The sequence below is a fragment of the Sphingopyxis sp. GW821-FHT02C12 genome, from assembly GCF_059421785.1.
Genome location: NZ_JBWKVQ010000001.1, coordinates 206,910 through 225,890, shown reverse-complemented (window position 1 = coordinate 225,890; position 18,981 = coordinate 206,910). Strand labels below are relative to the sequence as shown.

Annotated in this window: 21 protein-coding genes; 13 read left to right on the top strand and 8 right to left on the bottom strand. The window is 65.1% G+C overall.

Going from position 1 to position 18,981, the window contains the following annotated elements:
• The first annotated feature begins 88 nt into the window (after nt 1–88).
• The 6 genes from panB to AC07U1_RS01010 all read left to right on the top strand — a co-directional run bounded on the left by panB (nt 89) and on the right by AC07U1_RS01010 (nt 5,333).
• A complete protein-coding gene (gene panB, locus AC07U1_RS01035) occupies nt 89–952 on the top strand; it encodes a 3-methyl-2-oxobutanoate hydroxymethyltransferase (protein ID WP_056343565.1) in 864 nt (287 codons plus the stop codon).
• Nucleotides 953–1,067: 115 nt separating this feature from the next.
• Complete coding sequence (locus AC07U1_RS01030; protein ID WP_495178622.1) at nt 1,068–1,835, top strand: tetratricopeptide repeat protein; 768 nt, start codon at nt 1,068–1,070, stop codon at nt 1,833–1,835.
• Nucleotides 1,835–3,166 carry an outer membrane protein assembly factor BamB family protein gene (locus AC07U1_RS01025; RefSeq protein ID WP_495178621.1) on the top strand — a complete coding sequence of 444 codons (1,332 nt, stop codon included), beginning with the start codon at nt 1,835–1,837 and terminating at the stop codon, nt 3,164–3,166. The genes AC07U1_RS01030 and AC07U1_RS01025 overlap by 1 nt, the downstream gene beginning before the upstream one ends.
• 40 nt (nt 3,167–3,206) lie before the next feature.
• Nucleotides 3,207–4,595 (top strand): ribosome biogenesis GTPase Der, encoded by a 1,389-nt coding sequence (der, locus tag AC07U1_RS01020; protein WP_495178620.1) that lies wholly within the window; start codon nt 3,207–3,209, stop codon nt 4,593–4,595.
• 14 nt (nt 4,596–4,609) lie between these two features.
• Nucleotides 4,610–4,813, top strand: a complete 204-nt coding sequence (locus AC07U1_RS01015) for a sulfurtransferase TusA family protein (protein ID WP_262408148.1) — start codon at nt 4,610–4,612, stop codon at nt 4,811–4,813.
• 97 nt (nt 4,814–4,910) lie between these two features.
• Nucleotides 4,911–5,333 (top strand): Hpt domain-containing protein, encoded by a 423-nt coding sequence (locus AC07U1_RS01010; protein WP_056343545.1) that lies wholly within the window; start codon nt 4,911–4,913, stop codon nt 5,331–5,333.
• On the opposite strand, the gene AC07U1_RS01005 is transcribed toward AC07U1_RS01010, so the two are convergent.
• Nucleotides 5,327–6,583, bottom strand: a complete 1,257-nt coding sequence (locus AC07U1_RS01005) for a DUF418 domain-containing protein (protein WP_495178619.1) — start codon at nt 6,581–6,583, stop codon at nt 5,327–5,329. The two genes, AC07U1_RS01010 and AC07U1_RS01005, sit on opposite strands and share 7 nt — an antisense overlap.
• 192 nt (nt 6,584–6,775) lie before the next feature.
• Between AC07U1_RS01005 and AC07U1_RS01000 the strand changes: the two genes are divergently transcribed.
• The gene (locus AC07U1_RS01000; RefSeq protein ID WP_056343541.1) at nt 6,776–7,555 is read left to right on the top strand and encodes a Coq4 family protein; all 780 of its coding nucleotides are present in this window, start codon (nt 6,776–6,778) and stop codon (nt 7,553–7,555) included.
• Between the two features lie 70 nt (nt 7,556–7,625).
• Here AC07U1_RS01000 and AC07U1_RS00995 read toward each other — a convergent pair whose 3' ends face one another.
• The 7 genes from AC07U1_RS00995 to AC07U1_RS00965 all read right to left on the bottom strand — a co-directional run bounded on the left by AC07U1_RS00995 (nt 7,626) and on the right by AC07U1_RS00965 (nt 13,060).
• Nucleotides 7,626–7,976: an endonuclease domain-containing protein gene (locus AC07U1_RS00995; protein WP_492742725.1), complete on the bottom strand. Its 351-nt coding sequence runs from the start codon at nt 7,974–7,976 to the stop codon at nt 7,626–7,628.
• A gap of 95 nt (nt 7,977–8,071) precedes the next feature.
• Complete coding sequence (locus tag AC07U1_RS00990; protein WP_495178618.1) at nt 8,072–8,473, bottom strand: hypothetical protein; 402 nt, start codon at nt 8,471–8,473, stop codon at nt 8,072–8,074.
• The gene (locus tag AC07U1_RS00985; RefSeq protein WP_495178617.1) at nt 8,470–9,204 is read right to left on the bottom strand and encodes a DUF72 domain-containing protein; all 735 of its coding nucleotides are present in this window, start codon (nt 9,202–9,204) and stop codon (nt 8,470–8,472) included. The genes AC07U1_RS00990 and AC07U1_RS00985 overlap by 4 nt, the downstream gene beginning before the upstream one ends.
• A gap of 23 nt (nt 9,205–9,227) precedes the next feature.
• Entirely contained in the window at nt 9,228–11,483 is a 2,256-nt protein-coding gene (gene purL / locus AC07U1_RS00980; protein WP_495178616.1) for a phosphoribosylformylglycinamidine synthase subunit PurL, read from the bottom strand.
• Between the two features lie 82 nt (nt 11,484–11,565).
• Nucleotides 11,566–11,856: a hypothetical protein gene (locus AC07U1_RS00975; RefSeq protein WP_056343528.1), complete on the bottom strand. Its 291-nt coding sequence runs from the start codon at nt 11,854–11,856 to the stop codon at nt 11,566–11,568.
• A 131-nt stretch (nt 11,857–11,987) separates the two neighbouring features.
• Nucleotides 11,988–12,401: a DUF2177 family protein gene (locus AC07U1_RS00970; protein ID WP_495178615.1), complete on the bottom strand. Its 414-nt coding sequence runs from the start codon at nt 12,399–12,401 to the stop codon at nt 11,988–11,990.
• Nucleotides 12,401–13,060, bottom strand: coding sequence for a hypothetical protein (locus AC07U1_RS00965; protein ID WP_495178614.1), 660 nt, complete (start codon nt 13,058–13,060; stop codon nt 12,401–12,403). The genes AC07U1_RS00970 and AC07U1_RS00965 overlap by 1 nt, the downstream gene beginning before the upstream one ends.
• Before the next feature lie 83 nt (nt 13,061–13,143).
• Here AC07U1_RS00965 and AC07U1_RS00960 point away from each other — a divergent pair, with 83 nt between their 5' ends.
• The 6 genes from AC07U1_RS00960 to AC07U1_RS00935 all read left to right on the top strand — a co-directional run bounded on the left by AC07U1_RS00960 (nt 13,144) and on the right by AC07U1_RS00935 (nt 18,975).
• Nucleotides 13,144–13,419, top strand: coding sequence for an exodeoxyribonuclease VII small subunit (locus AC07U1_RS00960; RefSeq protein ID WP_187141051.1), 276 nt, complete (start codon nt 13,144–13,146; stop codon nt 13,417–13,419).
• 5 nt (nt 13,420–13,424) lie between these two features.
• Nucleotides 13,425–14,342, top strand: coding sequence for a polyprenyl synthetase family protein (locus AC07U1_RS00955; RefSeq protein ID WP_495178613.1), 918 nt, complete (start codon nt 13,425–13,427; stop codon nt 14,340–14,342).
• Nucleotides 14,342–14,848: a pantetheine-phosphate adenylyltransferase gene (gene coaD, locus AC07U1_RS00950; protein ID WP_056343510.1), complete on the top strand. Its 507-nt coding sequence runs from the start codon at nt 14,342–14,344 to the stop codon at nt 14,846–14,848. Before AC07U1_RS00955 ends, coaD begins: the two co-directional genes overlap by 1 nt.
• An 87-nt stretch (nt 14,849–14,935) precedes the next feature.
• A complete protein-coding gene (locus AC07U1_RS00945; protein WP_495178612.1) occupies nt 14,936–15,661 on the top strand; it encodes a peptidylprolyl isomerase in 726 nt (241 codons plus the stop codon).
• A 13-nt stretch (nt 15,662–15,674) separates the two neighbouring features.
• A complete protein-coding gene (queA, locus tag AC07U1_RS00940) occupies nt 15,675–16,700 on the top strand; it encodes a tRNA preQ1(34) S-adenosylmethionine ribosyltransferase-isomerase QueA (protein ID WP_495178611.1) in 1,026 nt (341 codons plus the stop codon).
• Nucleotides 16,701–16,854: 154 nt separating this feature from the next.
• Nucleotides 16,855–18,975, top strand: a complete 2,121-nt coding sequence (locus AC07U1_RS00935; RefSeq protein ID WP_262408147.1) for an EAL domain-containing protein — start codon at nt 16,855–16,857, stop codon at nt 18,973–18,975.
• Nucleotides 18,976–18,981 lie beyond the last annotated feature (6 nt).

The following is an 18,981-nucleotide window of genomic DNA, read 5'->3' as shown; positions in this document are numbered from 1 at the left end:
AATATTTTTAACATAGAGTCAACAAATAATAACATGACATGGCTTTGGCGCTTTCGCCGCCTTCTATTTGGGGGTAAGCGGCGACCCCATGTCCACGCTCCCAAAAACGCTCACCTACGACACCTCAACCAGCCGCGCCAATCCGACGCCGCAGCCGATGAAACGCCTGACGGTGCCGCGGATTCGCCAGCGCAAGGGCGGCGAGCCGATCGTCATGCTGACCGCCTATACCGTCCGCATGGCGCAGCTGCTCGATCCGCATTGCGACATGCTGCTCGTCGGCGATTCGCTGGCGCAGGTGATCTATGGCCTGCCGCACACCGTCGGCGTGACGATGGACATGATGGCGCTGCACGGCGCGGCGGTGGTGCGCGGCAGCTATCATGCGGCGGTGATCGTCGACATGCCCTTCGGCAGCTATGAGGGCAGCCCGCAGCAGGCGTTCGACAATGCGGCGCGGCTGCTCAAGGAAACCGGCGCCGCGGCGGTCAAGGTCGAGGGCGGCAAGGTGCTCGCCCCGACGATCGAATTCCTGACCCAGCGCGGCATTCCGGTAATGGGCCATGTCGGGCTGACCCCGCAGGCGGTGAATATCCTCGGCGGCTATGGCGTGCGGGGCAAGAGCGAAGAGGAAGCGCGCTCGATCGTCGAGGACGCGATCGCGGTCGCAAAGGCGGGCGCCTTTTCGATCGTCATCGAAGGCGTGCTCGAATCGATCGCGATCGAGATCACCGAGAAGGTCGACTGCCCGACGATCGGCATCGGCGCCTCGGCCAAATGCGACGGCCAGGTGCTGGTCACCGACGACATGCTCGGCATGTTCGATCGCGTCCCCAAATTCGTGAAACGCTATCAGGATATGGCCGGCGTGGTGAACGGCGCGGTCAAGGATTATGCCGACGAAGTCAGGTCCCGTTCATTCCCCACCGAAGATCAGATCTACGCCGGTTGATCCGGCATAAGGCGGTGTGCGCGGGCCAAGTGAAAAGCTTGGCCTTTTCGGGTGCCGTCGCTAAGGAAACCACCGGCGGGCGTCTTCGTGCCTGCCCGGTCTATGGAGAATATGTGTGGCGTTGAGCCCGACGAACAATGCGGCCCTGTTGCAGGAAGTGGATGAGGCTGTCCGCAAGGACCAGCTCGACAGCATCTGGCAGCGGTTTGGCATCTGGATCTTGGTCGGGGTCGTCGCGGCGTTGATCGCGTTCGGCGGCTACCTTTATTGGGGCCATATGCAGGAAACCAAGCGCGGCGAGAATGCCGAGCAGCTGCTCGCGGCCTTCGACAAGTTGAAGGCGGCGCAGCCGACTGCGGCGACCGCCGAGCTGACCAAGATCGAGGCTGACGGCGGCCCCGCCTATCGCGCCGTCGCGCTGTTCCAGCAGGCGAACATGAAGGCCGAACGCGGCGACCTGAAAGCCGCTGCCGCGCTGATGGCCAAGGCCGCCGCCGACACCAAGCTCGACCCGTCGCTGCGTGATCTGGCGCTGATCCGCCAGACCGCCTTCGAATATGACACGCTGAAGCCCGAAGTGGTGATCGCGCGAATGAAACCGATGGTCGATGCCAAGGATCCCGCGTCGAGCTGGTTCCCGAGCGCCGCCGAACTGTCGGCAACCGCGAATTACCAGCTCGGTCAGTTTAAAGAGGCGGGCGCGCTTTACGGCCGGATCGCCGACACCCCCAATATCCCCAAGTCGCTGCAGTCGCGCACCGTCCAGATGGCCGGCATGCTGGGCGTCGACGTCGTCAAGGATCGCGCGGCCGAGAGCGCCGCGAAGGAACAGAAGGGCAGCGTCGCACCGGCGGCCGCCGGACCAGCCGAGGAAAAGAAATAATGCGGAAAGCCAATTTTGTCGGCGTGGCGCTGATTGCGCTGGCGCTTTCCGGCTGCGGCGTGCTCAAGGGCAATGGCGGGCCGAAAACCCCGACCGTCGGCGACCGCGTCTCGATCCTGTCGAACGACAACAGCGTCAAGGTCGATCCCGCCACGGCGTCGGTCGCGGTCGTGCTGCCCGATCCCGTCGTGAACGCGAACTGGGCGCAGTCGGGCGGCAACGCGTCGAAATCGATGGGGCACCCCGCGCTCGGCGCGTCGCGCAGCCAGATCTGGACCGCCAGCATCGCCGGCGGCAACAACAAGCAGCGGCTGGCCGCGGCACCGGTCGTTTCGGACAACCGGCTGTTCGTGGTCGGCACCGATGCTGTCGTGTCGGCTTTTTCGGCCGACACCGGCGCGTCGCTGTGGAGCGCGTCGATCGGCACCACCGGCAAGGATTTCAAGGATTCGCTGTTCGGCGGCGGCGCGTCGGTCGACGGTAGCGTCGTCTATGCGACCAGCGGCGTCGGCGATGTCGCCGCGCTGAACGCGGCCGACGGATCGATCCTGTGGAAGGTGAAGCCCGCGGGGCCGCTGCGCGGCGCCCCGACGATCGCCTTCGGCGGCGTCTATGTCATCACCCAGGACAATCAGATCATCGCGCTCAACGCCGCCGACGGCGCGGTGCTGTGGCAGGCGACGGCGTCGCTCGAAGCCGGCAGCATCTTCGGCGCCGGATCGCCCGCCGCGGGGCAGGGCACGATCGTCGCCGGCTTCTCGTCGGGTGAGGTGCAGGCCTATCGGTACGAGAATGGCCGCGACCTTTGGGAAGATGCGCTGGCGCGCACCTCGATGGCGCTGTCGGTGTCGACCTTGTCCGACGTCGATGCCGACCCGGTGATCGACCGCGGCCGCGTCTTCGCGCTCGGCCAGGGCGGCCGCATGGCGAGCTACGAACTCGTCACCGGCCAGCGCAGCTGGGAAATTTCGATCGCCGGCATTTCGACGCCCTATGTGGTCGGCGAATGGGTCTATGCGATGACCGACGACGGCAAATTGTTGTGCGTCGCGCGCGGCACCGGCAAGGTGCGCTGGCTCCAGCAGCTCGCACGTTTCCGCGTCGAAACCGAAAAGAAGAAGAAGGACCCGATCCGCTGGACCGGCCCGATCCTCGCCGGTGGCCGCCTGATCGCGGTGAACAGCGAGGGTCAGCTTTCCGAATTTTCGCCCGCCGACGGGTCGCTGATCGCGACGACCGAGTTCAAGACGTCGCTGTCGCAGTCGCCGATCGTCGCGAACAATGTCCTCTATATCCTGGCGGACGACGGACGCATCACCGCCTGGCGCTAAATTAAATAGGGACTGTCCCTATTTATTGAAGGAATATGAAATGGCGCGATCCGCAACGATCGCCATTGTCGGCCGACCCAATGTCGGCAAATCGACGCTGTTCAACCGGCTCGTCGGCAAGCGCCTGGCGCTGGTCGACGACCAGCCGGGGGTGACGCGCGACCGGCGCGAAGGCGACGGCGAACTGCTGGGACTGAAATTCACGATCGTCGATACCGCGGGGTTCGAGGATTATGACGCGGCGACGCTGCCCGGCCGGATGCGTGTGCAGACGGAGAAAGCGGTGCGCGAGGCCGACGCTGCGCTGTTCATGATCGACGGCCGCGCCGGCGTGACTCCGCTCGACGAGGAAATCGCGCGCTGGCTGCGCAGCGAGGACACGCCGATCATCCTCGTGGTCAACAAGGCCGAGGGCAAACAGGGCGAAAACGGCCTCAACGAAAGCTATTCGCTCGGCTTCGACAATCCGATCGCGCTCAGCGCCGAACATGGCGAGGGCATCGTCGACCTGTTCGACGCGCTGCGCCCGATCGTCGAGGGATTCGATGCCGCCGCGGCTGAAGTGCTGCCACCGCCCATCGAAGGCGAAGAGGATGAAGATGCGCCGCTCGGTCCGCTGAAGCTGGCGATCGTCGGCCGCCCCAATGCGGGCAAATCGACGCTGATCAACCGCATGATCGGCGAGGACCGGCTGATCACCGGACCCGAGGCGGGGATCACGCGCGATTCGATCCGCGTCGACTGGCGGTGGGAAAATGACGGGGAGGTCCACGAGATCCAGCTGTTCGACACTGCGGGCATGCGCAAGCGCGCCAAGGTGCAGGACAAGCTGGAGAAACTGTCGGTGATGGACGCGCTCCACGCGGTCGATTTCGCCGAGGTCGTGGTACTGCTGCTCGACGCCACCAAAGGCCTGGAATCGCAGGATCTGCACATCGCCGACCGGGTACTGCAGGAAGGCCGCGCGCTGATCGTCGCGCTCAACAAATGGGACGTAGCCGAGGACCCGTCGTCGCTGTTCAACGGCGTCCGAGGCGCGCTCGAGGACGGACTCAGCCAGGTCAAGGGCGTCCCGGTACTCACCATTTCGGGCGCGACGGGCCGGGGAATCGACACGCTTGTCCGTGTCGCCTTCGAACAGCGCGCGATCTGGACCAACCGCGTCTCGACCGCACGGCTCAACCGCTGGTTCGAAAGCGCGGTCGAAAACAACCCGCCGCCCGCGCCCGGCGGCAAGCGCATCAAGCTACGCTATATCACCCAGGCGCGCACCCGCCCGCCGACCTTCGTCGTTTTCGGCACGCGCACCGACTCGCTGCCGGGCAGTTACGAGCGCTATCTGGTCAACGGCATGCGCAAGGAACTGGGGTTTCAGGGCGTGCCCGTGCGGCTGAATTTCCGCAATTCGCGCAATCCCTATGACGAATGACGGCCGCTGAAAACTTGGATACGGTAATCGTCGATGCGCGCGGCATGAAATGCCCATGGCCGGCGCTACGGCTCGCCCGCGCGATGCGTACCGATCCCGCTGTGATCCTGCTCGCCGACGATCCGCAGGCGGAGCGCGAAGTCGCGGCGCTGGCGGGCGAACATGGCTGGACCGTCACGACCGAAGCCGCAGGCCGCTGGCTGGTCCGCCGCACCTGACCCAAAACGGGCCGCATCGGAAGCGGACGTCCCCATCGTAACGGCTTTTTTACCGGATTCGCGGCATGACGGGGCTGGGACCAAAGACCGAATTTTGATGCCAAGGGACAAACGAGTGGACGATATCCTGGTCGATTGGGATGAATTCCGCGCGACGCGCACGCAGCTCGGCGCTGCTTTCGTGCGGATATTGGGCTATTTTCGCGAAGACGGCACCAAATCGGTCGTCGCGATCGAGGAAGCGATGCGCGCCCGCGACGCACGCGGGCTCGTCATGCCCGCGCACACGCTGAAGGGCGAATCGCGTCAGTTCGGAGCCGAAAAACTCGCCGACCTTGCCGAAGATATCGAAACCTTCGCGCGCCATTGCATCGAAAGTCAGGTCAGCCCCGAAGAATATCTGCCACGCGTGGTCACGCTGCGCCCGCTGTTCGAGGAAACGCTGGCTGCGCTGGAAAAGGAAGCCAATCCGCTTGTCCAGCGCCGCGCTCCCGGTTTCGGGCGCGCCGTCGGTTACTGAACCGCCGCGCCTTTCCGCATCGGTTGCAGGCTGAAGCGCGACAGGCTGCGCCACAGCCATTCGAGCGGCCCGTAGTGGAAGCGGGCGAGCCAGGGTTTCGACCAGAACAGCATCGCCGCCCACATGCCGAAGCAGAACAGGTAAAGTCCGGCGCGCCCGACGCTGCCGAACAGGCCCAGTCCATAGCCGTAGAAGATCGTCGTCATCACGATCGTCGTCACCAGATAATTGGTGAAGGCCATGCGCCCCGTCGCGGCGAGGCGCGCCCGGACCGCGGCGCTGGCGCGGGTCTGGATCAGCAGCATGATCAGCGCCGCCCAGCCGACGGTCATCAGGATGTCGAACGGCGTCGAGAAGACGAGGCTGGTTCCGAACACCGTCATCGTCGCGAAGCCCGTCTGCGCGCTGTGCCACGCCATCCATGCCAGCACGGGTGCCGCGATCGCGAAGCAGGCGGTGGCCCATTTGGTGTAGCGCTCCGGGCTCCATTCGCCGGTCAGCATGCGCGACTTGAACAGCGCCATACCGATCAGCATCAGCGCCATGCTCTCCCACAGGGACAGCATGACCTGCACCAGCGGTTCGGCGGCGTCGGAACCCATGCGGGTGCCCGCGATCTCGCGATAGCTGCCGAGGAAATGGGCGACGTCGGCGGCATAGGTCGGCGAGTTCGGTCCCATCATCGCGTTGAATTCGGCCATCTGCTGACCCATGGCGGCGGCGGTTTCGGGCGGGAGATTGCCGGTGTCGAGCATCGCGATCGACAGCCAGGTCGATCCCAGGAACAGCAGCGAGACGAACAGGAAGGCCATCGCCCAGATAAGCAGGGCGCGGATCGACAGGTTTCGGAACAGGAACAGCAGCAGCCCGCACGCGGCATAGAGCGACAGGATGTCGCCGAACCAGAAGAGGTAATAGTGGGCGAGGCCGAACAGCCCGAGCCAGAACATTCGCGCATAATGCGTACCGGCCGCGCCGCGCCCGCTCGCCTCGGCGCTCTGGATCACCAGCAGGGTGCTGGCGCCGAACAGCACCGAAAACAGCCCGCGCATCTTGGAATCGACGAACACAAAATTGAACGCCCAGGTTGCAAGGTCGCTCGTGCCTGGCGCTCCGCCGGCGGCGGGATTGAAATAGGCGCTCATCGGCAATGCGAAGGCGACGATGTTCATCGCCAATATGCCCATCACAGCGACGCCGCGAATGGCGTCGAGACTTTCGTAACGCGTTGCTGCCGCTTGCCCGTTCATACCGTTCCCCTGTCGATCGAAGGTCTTCGCAACTTCTCGATCATCGCGCACATCGCCGATGCTGTATTATGATGGTATAACGGTTCGGAGGCCAGTCCGTCCAGCCCGTCGAGACGCTATTGACATGTATGTCAGTAATGCTATCTGGACAGCGTCAGATGATTCGCCAGAGTCCGCCGAAAGAGAGCCGCCATGACCCCGACCATCTTCTCCCATCCCGCCCGCCAGCCCGCTAAGTTCCGCCCGTTCAAGGCGCTGTCGCACTTTCGCAAGCTGATCAAGGACAAGGAAGACACCGAGCAGGTCTTCCACATCTTCGAGAATCTTCCGCGCAAGGGCTTCATGGATGATGCGCGCGCCTTCGTCGAAAGCGATTTCGGCCAGCGGCTGATGGCGAGCGAGCCCTATCTGCCCGATCTGCTCGACGATCATGGCTGGATCGACGCACTGCCCGAAGGCACGGTGGGCCACGCCTATGTCACCTTCATGCGCCGCGAAGGCCTGTCGGCGGCCGGCCTGGTCGCCGAGGCCGACAAGATGGGGCGCCCGAAGTTCGACGACCAGGTGCAGTGGTATGCCAACCGCCTGCGCGACACGCACGACCTGTTCCACATCCTGACCGGCTATGGCCGCGACGCACTCGGCGAGCAGTGCGTGCTCGGCTTCACCTATGGCCAGACGGGCAATTACGGCAATTTCTTCATCGCCTATGCCGGCGGTTACGAACTGAAGCGCAGCGTCAAGGGCGACGCGCCGGTGATGGGCGCGATCCGCCAGGGCCAGCGTCACGGCAAGGCGTCGAAGGCGATCATCGAGCAGGATATCCGCTCGCTGCTCGCCGAACCGCTCGACGCCGCACGCGCGCGGTTGGGGATCGGGGAACCGACGCTTTATAAGGAAGCGCACCGGGCATACCGCAGCCGCGGCATCGACCCCTATAATTTCCTCGCGGCGCAGGCCGCGGCGGCGTGACCGAATAGATCCTCCCCTTGGCGAAGCCATGGGGAGGGGGACCGCTCGCGTAGCGAGTGGTGGAGGGGTTTTACCTCTCGGTACAGAGCCGCACGATGCTGTCTGCGACAGCGACGGGGTTGGCGAGGACGTCCTTCGCGGCGATACGCAGCATCCGCACTCCTTGCGATTCAATCCACTGGTCGCGCGTCTCATCGCGGTCGGGCCTGTCGCCCATGTCGTGGGCGATGCCGTCGATCTCGATCGCGAGCTTTAGTTCCAGCACATAGAAGTCCAGCACATATCGGCCGATCGGGTGCTGGCGCCTGAATTTGATATAGCCGGGCTGCTTTCTGAGGATTTGCCAGAGCAGCACTTCGGGGAGCGACATCTTGCGGCGCAACCGTTTCGCGTTCCTGTAGGCGTTGTTGCTTGGCGGCACGCGCGACCCCTCCACCACGCCCTGCGGGCGCGGTCCCCCTCCCCAACGCTTCGCGAAGGGGAGGATCTATTTAGCCCGACCGTCGCTTTTGTCGATCAGCGCAGCTTTTTCCGCACCATCAGCTTCAGCCCCGACCAGACCGCGTCCACCGCGCAGACCTTCACATCGACCCAGCCCATCGGCAGGCAGATGTCACGGATGACGTCCTCGCTGATGTCAGTGGGGACCTTCGAGGCTTTCTTGGGCCAGCTAACCCAGACGAAACCCGCAGGATCGATGAGGGTGCGCAGTTCGCGGAGCATCCGGTCGAGTTCGGCGCGTTCCGTCGTGAAGATATGCGCGGCCTGCAGGCCCGCCTCGGGCGCGGCGCGTTCGTCGAGCGCGACATCGCCGATCTCTTCGCGCACGCTGGCGGGCATCGCGTGGAACCACGCGGTCATCCCGTCCTTCAGCGACAATTTCTTCGCGAGCGGGGTGCCCGAATAGCCGGCACTCATAGCCGCGCGATCAGCGCCTGTGCGGCCACGGGATTGCGGACCTTCGCGCCCGAGATGAAGAAGAGGAAGACGTCGCGGTCGCCCTTGGTCCAGTCCTTCGCCTGGGCAGCCCATTTGCCTAGCGCCGCCGCGTCGTAGCCGGTTTCGACATCCTCCTGGCTGCGTTGCAGGCGGGCGTAGGTGAAGTCGGCGGTCTGCTCGTCGATGCAGGGGAATTCGTCGCTGTCGGCATAGACGACCGCCATGTTGCGCTCGCGCAGCATGGCGGTGAAGGCAGGGTCGCGGAAGCTTTCGTGTCGGACCTCGATCGCGTGACGGAGGGGGAGGCCGTCCTGGCTGTCGGGCAGCAGGTCGAGGAAGCCGGCGAAATCGTCGCGGTCGAACTTCTTGGTTGCCATGAACTGCCAGTGGATCGGGCCGAGACGGTCGCCGAGCCGCGTCAGCCCCTGCGTCAGGAATTTCTCGATCGATCCGGCGCCTTCGGCCAGTATCTTGCGGTTGGTGGTGAAGCGCGAGGCCTTGACGCTGAACTTGAAGCCGTCGGGGACCGAGGCCGCCCAGCTCGCGAATGTCTCGGGCTTCTGGCTGCCATAATAGGTGCCGTTGATCTCGATGCCGGTCAGATGCTGGCCGGCATATTCGAGCTCGCGTTTCTGTGCGAGGCCGGCGGGGTAGAAGGGGCCGCGCCACGGTTCGAAGGTCCAGCCCCCGATTCCGACATGGATGCTCATCGGCCCCTCTCTTTCGTGACTGGTTATGCGAGCGCCGCGTCGGCCCCCATCAGCGTCGGGAAGAAACCTTCATGCGCGTCACGCAGCTCGGCGAGCGTCACGCTATGGTCGCTGCCTTCCAGTTCGAAGACGATGCGGTCCTTGATCGTGCGCCCGACCGGATCGACGGGCACATCGGCGCGGCCGGCAGCGTCGAGGAAATCGGCGAGGCAGGTGTCGCAGACGGTGACGAGGTAGAGGCCCTGATCCTCGCCGAAGAAGCTTTCGGCGACGCCGAAAGGCTGTTCTTCGCTGACCAGCACGCCGATGTTCGACTTGAGCGCCATTTCGGCGAGCGTCACCGCCATACCGCCGTCGGAGACGTCGTGGCAGGCGGTGATCCAGCCAGCGTTGATCGCACCGCGGATGAAATCGCCGGTGCGCTTTTCGGCGCGCAGGTCGACGGGCGGCGGCGGACCTTCCTCGCGGCCCAAAATTTCGCGCAGCCAGACCGACTGGCCGAGATGGCCGGCGCGCTCGCCGACCGCCAAGACGATGTCGCCGGTGCGCTTGAAGCCGATCCCCACGGCGCGGTTCAGATCCTCGATCACGCCGACGCCGCCGATCGCGGGGGTGGGCAGGATCGCGCTGCCGCCGCCGGTCGCCTTGCTCTCGTTATAGAGGCTGACGTTGCCCGAGACGATCGGATAGTCGAGCGCGCGGCACGCCTGCGCCATGCCGTCGAGGCAGCCGGTGATCTGGCCCATGATTTCGGGGCGCTGCGGGTTGGCGAAATTGAGGCAGTTGGTGATCGCCAAGGGCGTGGCGCCGACCGCGCTGATGTTGCGCCAGGTTTCGGCGACCGCCTGCTTGCCGCCCTCGACAGGGTCGGCGTAGCAATAGCGCGGGGTGCAATCGGTCGACATGGCGAGCGCGCGGTTGGTGCCATGGATACGAACAAGCGCGGCGTCGCCACCGATCTGCAGCGTGTCGCCGCCGACCTGGCTGTCATATTGTTCGTAGATCCAGCGGCGGCTGGCGATGTCGGGGGTGCCCATCAAGGTCTTGAGGTCGGCGGCGACATCGGTCGTTTCGGGGACGTTCGTCAGTTCGGGCTGCTTCGGCGTCGGGACGTGCGGCCGGTCGTAGAGCGGCGCGTCGTCGGCGAGCGGGGCGAGCGGAATGTCGCAGACGATCTCGCCCTTATGCTCGAGCACCATGCGGCCGGTGTCGGTGACGGTGCCGATGACCGCGAAATCGAGTTCCCATTTGTGGAAGATCGCGGCGGCGAAATCCTCGCGGCCGGGCTTCAGCACCATGAGCATGCGTTCCTGCGATTCGGACAGCATCATTTCATAGGCGGTCATGCCGGTTTCGCGCTGCGGCACATCGTCCATCTTGAGGTGGAGGCCAACACCGCCCTTCGACGCCATTTCGACCGACGACGACGTAAGCCCCGCGGCGCCCATATCCTGGATCGCGACGATCGCATCCGACGCCATCAGTTCGAGGCACGCCTCGATCAGCAATTTCTCGGTGAAGGGGTCGCCGACCTGCACGGTGGGGCGCTTTTCCTCGGCATCCTCGCCAAAGTCGGCCGATGCCATCGTCGCGCCGTGAATGCCGTCGCGGCCGGTTTTCGACCCGACATAGACGATCGGATTGCCGACGCCGCTGGCGGCCGAATAGAAGATCTTGTCCTGTTCGGCGATGCCCACGGTCATCGCGTTGACGAGGATATTGCCGTCATAGGCCTTGTGGAAATTGACCTCGCCGCCGACCGTGGGGACGCCGACGCAATTGCCGTAACCGCCGATGCCGTGGACGACGCCCGAGATGAGGTGCTTCATCTTCGGATGGTCGGGGCGGCCGAAACGCAGCGCGTTGAGGTTCGCGACGGGGCGCGCGCCCATGGTGAAGACGTCGCGCAGGATGCCGCCGACCCCGGTCGCGGCGCCCTGATAGGGTTCGATGTACGACGGGTGGTTGTGACTCTCCATCTTGAAGATCGCGGCGAGCTTCTTGCCGCCTTCGCCTTCGCCGATGTCGATGACGCCGGCATTCTCGCCGGGACCGCAGATCACCCACGGCGCTTCGGTGGGCAGTTTCTTGAGGTGGAGGCGCGAGCTTTTATAGCTGCAATGCTCGGACCACATGACCGAGAAGATGCCGAGTTCGACAAGGTTCGGCTCGCGCCCGAGCGCGTGCAGGACGCGCTCATATTCTTCCGGAGACAGGCCGTGTTCGGCGACGATCTCGGGGGTGATGACGGAGGCGGGCGCGGCTGCTGTCTGAGTCATGGCGCGCCTTTAGCCGCGTGCGCGCGATAGGAACAGACCCCATAGTGCATTTCGCACCATGGGGTCTGCGGTCGAAGACGGATCAGCGCGCGGCGAGGACGGTGACCGTGGCCTTCAGCGGCTCGACGTCCTTCAGCGAGAATTCGACCTGCTGCGAACCGACGGTGCCGCGGACCTTATGGGTGCCGACGCGAAGCGAGAAGCGCTTGCCGCTCGCCTCGTCGACGCCATCGATGATGCGGCGTTCGCCGACGGTCTTGATCGTGTAGCTGTAGATGCGACCCTCATGTTCGAAACGGCGCGCTTCCTCGGCATGCGCGGCGGCGGGCAGGACGGCGAACAGGGTCAGGATAGGGAGGAGAAACTTTTTCATGATGCAAGTCCTTGTTTAACGAACAAAACTTGCCTTTACGCCCCTCTCTCTTGTGCGGTGCAGCATGATGCGACATGCCACATTCGGCAATTGCAAAAAACGGAAACGTGATTGCGCGCGGTGGAGCGCGCTCAGGCGCTGCGCGGCAGCAGCGCCAGCACCAGCCAGGCGGCGGCGCCCGCCGACAGCCCGGTCGCGCAGGTGCCCCAGGCGATGTCGGCGAGAGTGATTTTGGTCGACCAGATCTTCATCGTCGCATGGTTGGTAAGGTCGTAGGTCATGTAGCAGAAGAAGCCGAACAGCGCCCCGTAAGTCGCCGCGACGTGCCATTTTCCCGCTGCGAGCGCGGGCTGGACCGCGAAAATCTGGATACCGAGCATATAGAGGGCGTAAAAGATGAGCGCGGGCGCGGGGCGCCAGCCGTCCATCAGCAGTTCGCCGATTTCCGGCCGATAAAGTTTCGGTCCCACCTTCGTCAGCCACAAGGCGTCGAGAATCCCGAAGATCAGGGCGGTGAAGCCGTATCCGGCCGCGGCCTGCAGCATCAGGGCATCGTCCCCGCGACACGGCGGTTGGCGCCCGCCCAGGCGGCGGTCGCGGCGAGCAGCGCATAAGCGAAAAGCATCGTCGCCGGGATCGCGAGCGAATAGACCGGTTCCTTCGGCCCGAACCAGTCGACCGCCTGCGCGAAGGCGAGCAGTCCGGCGAGAATCCACAGCCGCCGGTTGCTCGTCGGCGCCTGTGTGCGGCGGGCGTAGTAGATCAATGCGGCGCCGATGAAGGCGATCTCCAGCGGCATCGCGATCGCCGGATGATCCCACAGGCCGAGCCCGAGCCTGGGCGGCGCGCCATAGAGCGTCAGGTCGGGAATATGGACGAGCAGGTCGACGAACCAGTGCGACACGACGACCAGCGCAGCGCCGATCGCCGCCGCGCGCCGCTTCGTCGCGAACCAGACGAGCGCCCCGAACCCCGCAGCCCAGAGCAGGCTGCCGAGCAGGCTGTGGGTGTAGGGCATATGAAAGAGGTCCATCGGGTTCATCGCGGTGATGCCGGGGGCGATGCGCATCGCCTCGATCCCCGGGATCAGCAGCGCTGCGAAGCCGATATCCACAAGCTGTGCGGCGACGAAGAGCGTCCCGAGGCCTGCCGCTTTTGGCCGGGCGGCGGCGACCAGCGCCGGGGCGAAATGGCCGATGAACATCGCGCGAGCCTAGTGCGCCGCCGGGCGACGTCAAGCTTGACCGCACTTGACCATCGGGTGCCGAAAGGGCCAAAGCAGGTGCCATGACGGACACCCCCGCACCCGCCCCGGAAACCTCTGGCGCCCCCGCCATCGCCGCGCTCTCGTTCGAAGCCGCGATGGGCGAACTCGAAACGATCGTGCGGCGGCTCGAAAGCGGCGACGTCAGCCTCGAGGAATCGGTGGCGCTCTACGAACGCGGCCATGCGCTGCGCGGCCATTGCGAGGCCCGGCTCGCCGCGGCGCAGGCGCGCATCGAACAGGTCAGCCTCGGCGCCGACGGCCGGCCGGCGGGTACGACGCCCTTCGGCGAAGGCTGAACCGGATGACGGTCGCGGAAGGGGATATCGACGGCGGCCGCCTGCTCGCGGATGCGCAGTCCGAGGTGGTCGAGGCGACCGACCGGCTGTTCGACCAGCTGCTGCAAATCCCCGACGATCCGCGCGAGCGTCTCTATCAGGCGATGCGCCACGCCGCGATCGGCGGCGGCAAACGGCTGCGTCCCCTGCTCGTCCGCGCGGCGGGCGATCTTTATCATGTCGACCGCAATCTCTCGCTGCGCGTCGGCGCGGCGGTCGAGGCGATGCATGTCTATTCGCTGATCCACGACGACCTGCCGTGCATGGACGATGACGACCTGCGCCGCGGCAAGCCGACGGTGCACAGGGCCTATGACGAGGCGACCGCGGTGCTCGCGGGCGATTCGCTCCACGCGCTCGCGTTCGAATGGCTCGTCGATCCCGCGACCCACGCCGATCCCTTCGTGCGCAGCGAATTGATTCGCGAACTCGCGCGTGCCGCCGGACCGGCGGGCATGGCGGGCGGGCAGATGATGGACCTTGCGGCGGAGACCGCGCAGTTCGATCTGCCCACGGTGACCCGGCTGCAACAGCTGAAGACCGGGGCGCTGATCGCTTTCTCGGTCGAGGCCGGCGCGATCCTTGCGCGCATCCCGGCCGAGGGACGCACGCCGCTGCGCGGCTATGCGCGCGACATCGGGCTCGCCTTCCAGATCACCGACGACATCATGGATGTCGAGGGCGACGAGGAACTCGCCGGCAAGGCGCTGCACAAGGACGCGGCGGCGGGCAAGGCGACGTTCGTGACGCTGATGGGGCTCGACCGGGCGCGCGAACAGGCGGTCGCGCTTGTCGACCAGGCGATCGGCCATCTGGCAGGTTTCGGGGAAGAGGCGACGCTGCTGCGCGCCATCGCCCATTATATCGTGGAAAGGGACCGCTGATGCGCGTGGGGGTTTATCCGGGGACGTTCGATCCGATCACCCTGGGACATATGGACATCATCCGGCGCGGCGCGAAGCTGGTCGACCGGCTGGTCATCGGGGTGACGACCAACATCACCAAATCGCCCTTGTTCGACGACGAGGAGCGGATCGAGATGGTCCGCCGCGAGGTCACGAGCATCGGCGGCGATATCCGTGTGGTCGGTTTCAACTCGCTGCTGATGGACTTTGCCGAACGCGAGGGCGCGAGCGTGATCGTGCGCGGGCTGCGCGCCGTCGCCGACTTCGAATATGAATATCAGATGGCGGGCATGAACCAGCAATTGAACGACCGGATCGAGACGGTGTTCCTGATGGCCGACGTCGGATTGCAGCCGATCGCGTCGCGGCTGGTCAAGGAAATCGCGATCTTCGGCGGCGACATCCACAAGTTCGTCACTCCGGCGGTGAAGGACGCGGTGACGGGGCGCATCGCCGAACGCGGGCTGCGCCAGGGCGACGCCTGATCGCGATCATTGAGCGTTCAGCTTTTTCCCGCTAGGGCCGCGCCAGACGGGGCGCATAGAGCATTTCATCACAAAGGCCGATCCAGCATGACATTCACCTTCCGCCCCCTGATCCTGACGGCGATAGCGCTCGGCCTTGCGGCTCCGCTCGCGGCGCAGGAAACGCCCCCGGCGGAGGCGCCCGCGACGGCACCGCCCACGGGCGAAACCACGGTCGCCCCGGCGGTGCCGGCGATGACGCCCGACCAATATATCAACAACCCCGAATATATGCTCAACATCGACCTTTCGACCGGTGGGCGGATCGTCGCGCAGCTCTATCCGAACGTTGCCCCCAACCATGTCGAACGTGTGAAGCAGCTTGCGCGTGCGGGATTCTATGACGGGGTGAAATTCCACCGCGTGATCGACGGCTTCATGGCGCAGACGGGCGATCCGACCGCGACCGGGCAGGGCGGCTCGCAGCTTCCCGACCTCAAGGCCGAATTCAACCCGACGCCGCATCTGCGCGGAACGCTGTCGATGGCACGCGCCGAGAGCGAGGACAGCGCGAACAGCCAGTTCTTCATCATGCTCCAGCCGCGCTTCAGCCTCGACCGCCGCTACACCGCCTTCGGCCGCGTGATTTCGGGCATGCAATATGTCGATGCGATCCACAAAGGCGAACCGCCGGAAGTGATGTCGCGAATGGTCCAGGTGTCGGTCGCCGCCGACAACAAGCCGATGCCGCCGGCGTCGATGCTGACAGACACGGTGCCTGCGCCCGCCGCGGCGCCGATCACCGCCGACCAGCTCAACGCACCGATCCGGTAAGGAGAGGCGCGCGATGCGCGTCGACGCCTTCGATTTCGACCTCCCTGCCGAGCGTATCGCGCTCCGCCCGGCGCGTCCGCGCGACGCGGCGCGGATGCTCGTGGTCGAGGGACAGGCAATGTCCGACCGGGGTGTGCGCGACCTGCCGGCGCTGCTTCGTGCGGGCGACTGCCTCGTTTTCAACGACACGCGGGTCATCCCGGCGCAGCTCGAAGGGAAACGCGGCGAAGCGAAAATCGGCGCGACGCTGCACAAGCGCATCGACCTGCGCCGCTGGCAGGCCTTCATCCGCAATGGCAAGCGGCTTCGTGTTGGAGAAAGCGTCGATTTCGGTTCGGGCGTCGCAGCGGTTGCCGAGGACCGGCTCCCCGACGGCAGCTTCATCCTAGCCTTTGCCGGCGACGAGCCCGTCGAAATCCTGCTCGAACGCGCCGGCACGATGCCGCTGCCGCCCTATATCGCGGGCAAGCGCGGGACCGACGAGGCCGACCGCAGCGATTACCAGACGATGTTCGCGAAGGAAGACGGGGCGGTGGCGGCACCGACCGCAGCGCTGCATTTTACGCCCGAACTGCTGGAATCGCTCGCCGAAGCCGGGGTAAAAAGCGAAACGCTCACGCTCCACGTGGGAGCGGGAACCTTCCTGCCGGTCAAGGCCGACGATACCGACGATCATGTCATGCATGCCGAATGGGGCCGCATCGATGCCGACACTGCCGGGCGGCTGAACGCGGTGCGCGCGGCGGGGGGACGCGTCATCGCGGTGGGCACGACCAGCCTGCGCCTGCTGGAAAGCGCGGCGCGGGAGGATGGTATCATCGCGCCCTTTGCGGGCGACACCGCGATCTTCATCACCCCGGGCTATCGCTTCCGCGCCATCGACGGGTTGATGACCAATTTCCACCTTCCCAAATCGACCCTGTTCATGCTGGTCAGCGCGCTGATGGGACTCGACGCGATGCAGGCGGCCTATGCCCACGCCATCGCGTATGACTATCGCTTCTACAGCTATGGCGACGCGAGTCTGCTGCTCCCCTGATCTGACTCCCCGTCATTTACTGATTCGCAAGGGATTTCAGGCAAATGGTCTCAATTGGTGGGGACCAGCACGATGATGCGACATGGGTAAGCCGGTGCTGCGCCCGGACGACCGGGGGAAATAGAGAGTGCCAGACGGCGGTGGGCGAGGGTTTTTGGGCAAGTTCAGCGCGCGCGCGGCGACGCCGCGCCCTGAAGTCGTTCCCAGCATCCACACCAAGGAAGCGTTGCTCCTCCTTCAGAATTACGAGGAAAGCGGCCAGGGCTGGTTCTGGTCGACCGATGCCGACGGTCGGCTGACCTATATCACCCATCATGTCGCGCAGCAGATGGGGCGGACTGCCGCCGCGATGCTCGGCGCCACTTTTTCCGACCTGTTCCTGCCGGTCGACAGCCATGGCGAGCGGCAGCGCACTCTGCCCTTCCTGCTCACCAAACAATCGAAATTCGACGAATTGCCGCTGCGCGGCGCGTTCGAGGGCGACCAGCGTTGGTGGGCGGTGTCGGGACGCCCGCACTTCGACGGCGGCGGCCGCTTCACCGGCTATCGCGGCAGCGGCATCGACATCACCGAGCAGCGCCGGTCGGCCGAGGATGCGTCGCGGCTCGCGATGTATGATTCGCTGACCGGGCTGGCCAATCGCTTCAACATTTCGAAAAAGCTCGATACGACGCTCGCCGCCTTCACCCAGCAACAGCGATCGTGCGCGATCATGCTGCTCGACCTCGACCGCTTCAAACAGGTCAACGACACGCTGGGCCACCCCGCCGGCGACGCGCTGCTCAAGCAGGTCGCCGAACGGCTGCTCAAGATCGTGGGAGACAAGGAAATGGTCAGCCGCCTGGGCGGCGACGAATTCCAGATCATCCTGCCCGACGTCGAGGATCGCGGCAAATTGGGCGACATGGCGTCGGACATCATCAACAGCCTGTCGCAGCCCTATTCGGTCGAGGGTAGCCGCTGCATCATCGGCGCCTCGATTGGCGTTGCGATCAGCCCGTTCGACGGCGACAACAGCGACAATCTCGTTCGCAACGCCGACCTCGCGCTCTATGCGGCCAAGGGCAATGGGCGCGGCCGGTTCAGCTTCTATTCGAGCGACCTGCACCAGTCGGCGGAAGACCGCCGCGCGCTTGAGGAAGATTTGCGCGATGCGCTTGCACGCGGCGAGATGGAGCTTTCTTACCAGCCGATCGTCAACGCGAAGACCGATACCGTCACCGGCATGGAGGCGCTGATCCGCTGGACGCATCCCGAGCGCGGACCGATCTCGCCGGCGCTGTTCATCCCGATCGCCGAGGAAGCCAACCTCATCTGGACGCTCGGCGAATGGGTGCTGCGCAAGGCGTGCGACGACGCGTCGCGCTGGCCGGGCGAGATGCGCGTCGCGGTCAATGTCTCGCCGATCCAGTTCGCCAACGCCGAATTGCCGAAAATCGTCACCCATGCGCTCGCCGCCAGTGGCCTGCCGCCTGAACAGCTCGAACTCGAAATCACCGAAAGCGTCTTTCTCGGCGATTCGGCCGAAACCAGCCAAATGTTCAAGGCGCTGAAGGCGATCGGCGTCCGCCTCGCGCTCGACGATTTCGGCACCGGCTATTCGTCGCTCGGCTATCTGCAGTCGGCGCCGTTCGACAAGATCAAGATCGACCAGAGCTTCGTACGCGGTGCGACCCAACCGGGTTCGCGCAACGGCGCGATCATCGCGGCGATCGTCGCGCTCGCCGAGGCGCTCGAAATGGAAACGACCGCCGAGGGTATCGAATCGCTCGACCAGCTCGACCTGATCCGCAAACTCAACGTCAGCCATGTGCAAGGGTATGTGTACAGCAAGTCGGTGTCGAACGACGAACTGCTCGGCCATGCCGAATCGGGAAACTGGACGATCAAGCCAGCGGGTCCGGCGCGTCAGCGCAACGATCGTTTCCAGATGTTCCGCAATGTCGGTGCGATCCACGACAATTACCGCTATACCGTCGTGATGCGTAACCTGTCGGCGACCGGCGCCTTTATCGAAGGGATCATGGACGTGCCGATCGGCACCCAGTTCGTGATCGACTTCGGCGAAGGCCAACTTGCCACCGCAACCGTCCGCCGGACCAAGAAGCACCAGCAGGGCATCGAATTCGAACAGTCGATGGTCAGTGACGGCAATGGCGGGCTGTGCACCCGGCACCGTGTGTCACCCTATCTCATCGCCGCCGCCACGCAGCAGACCGCGACCTCGCTGGCGCTGCCGTCGTTTACCACGACGACGGACTGGACGGGCAACTGACACGGT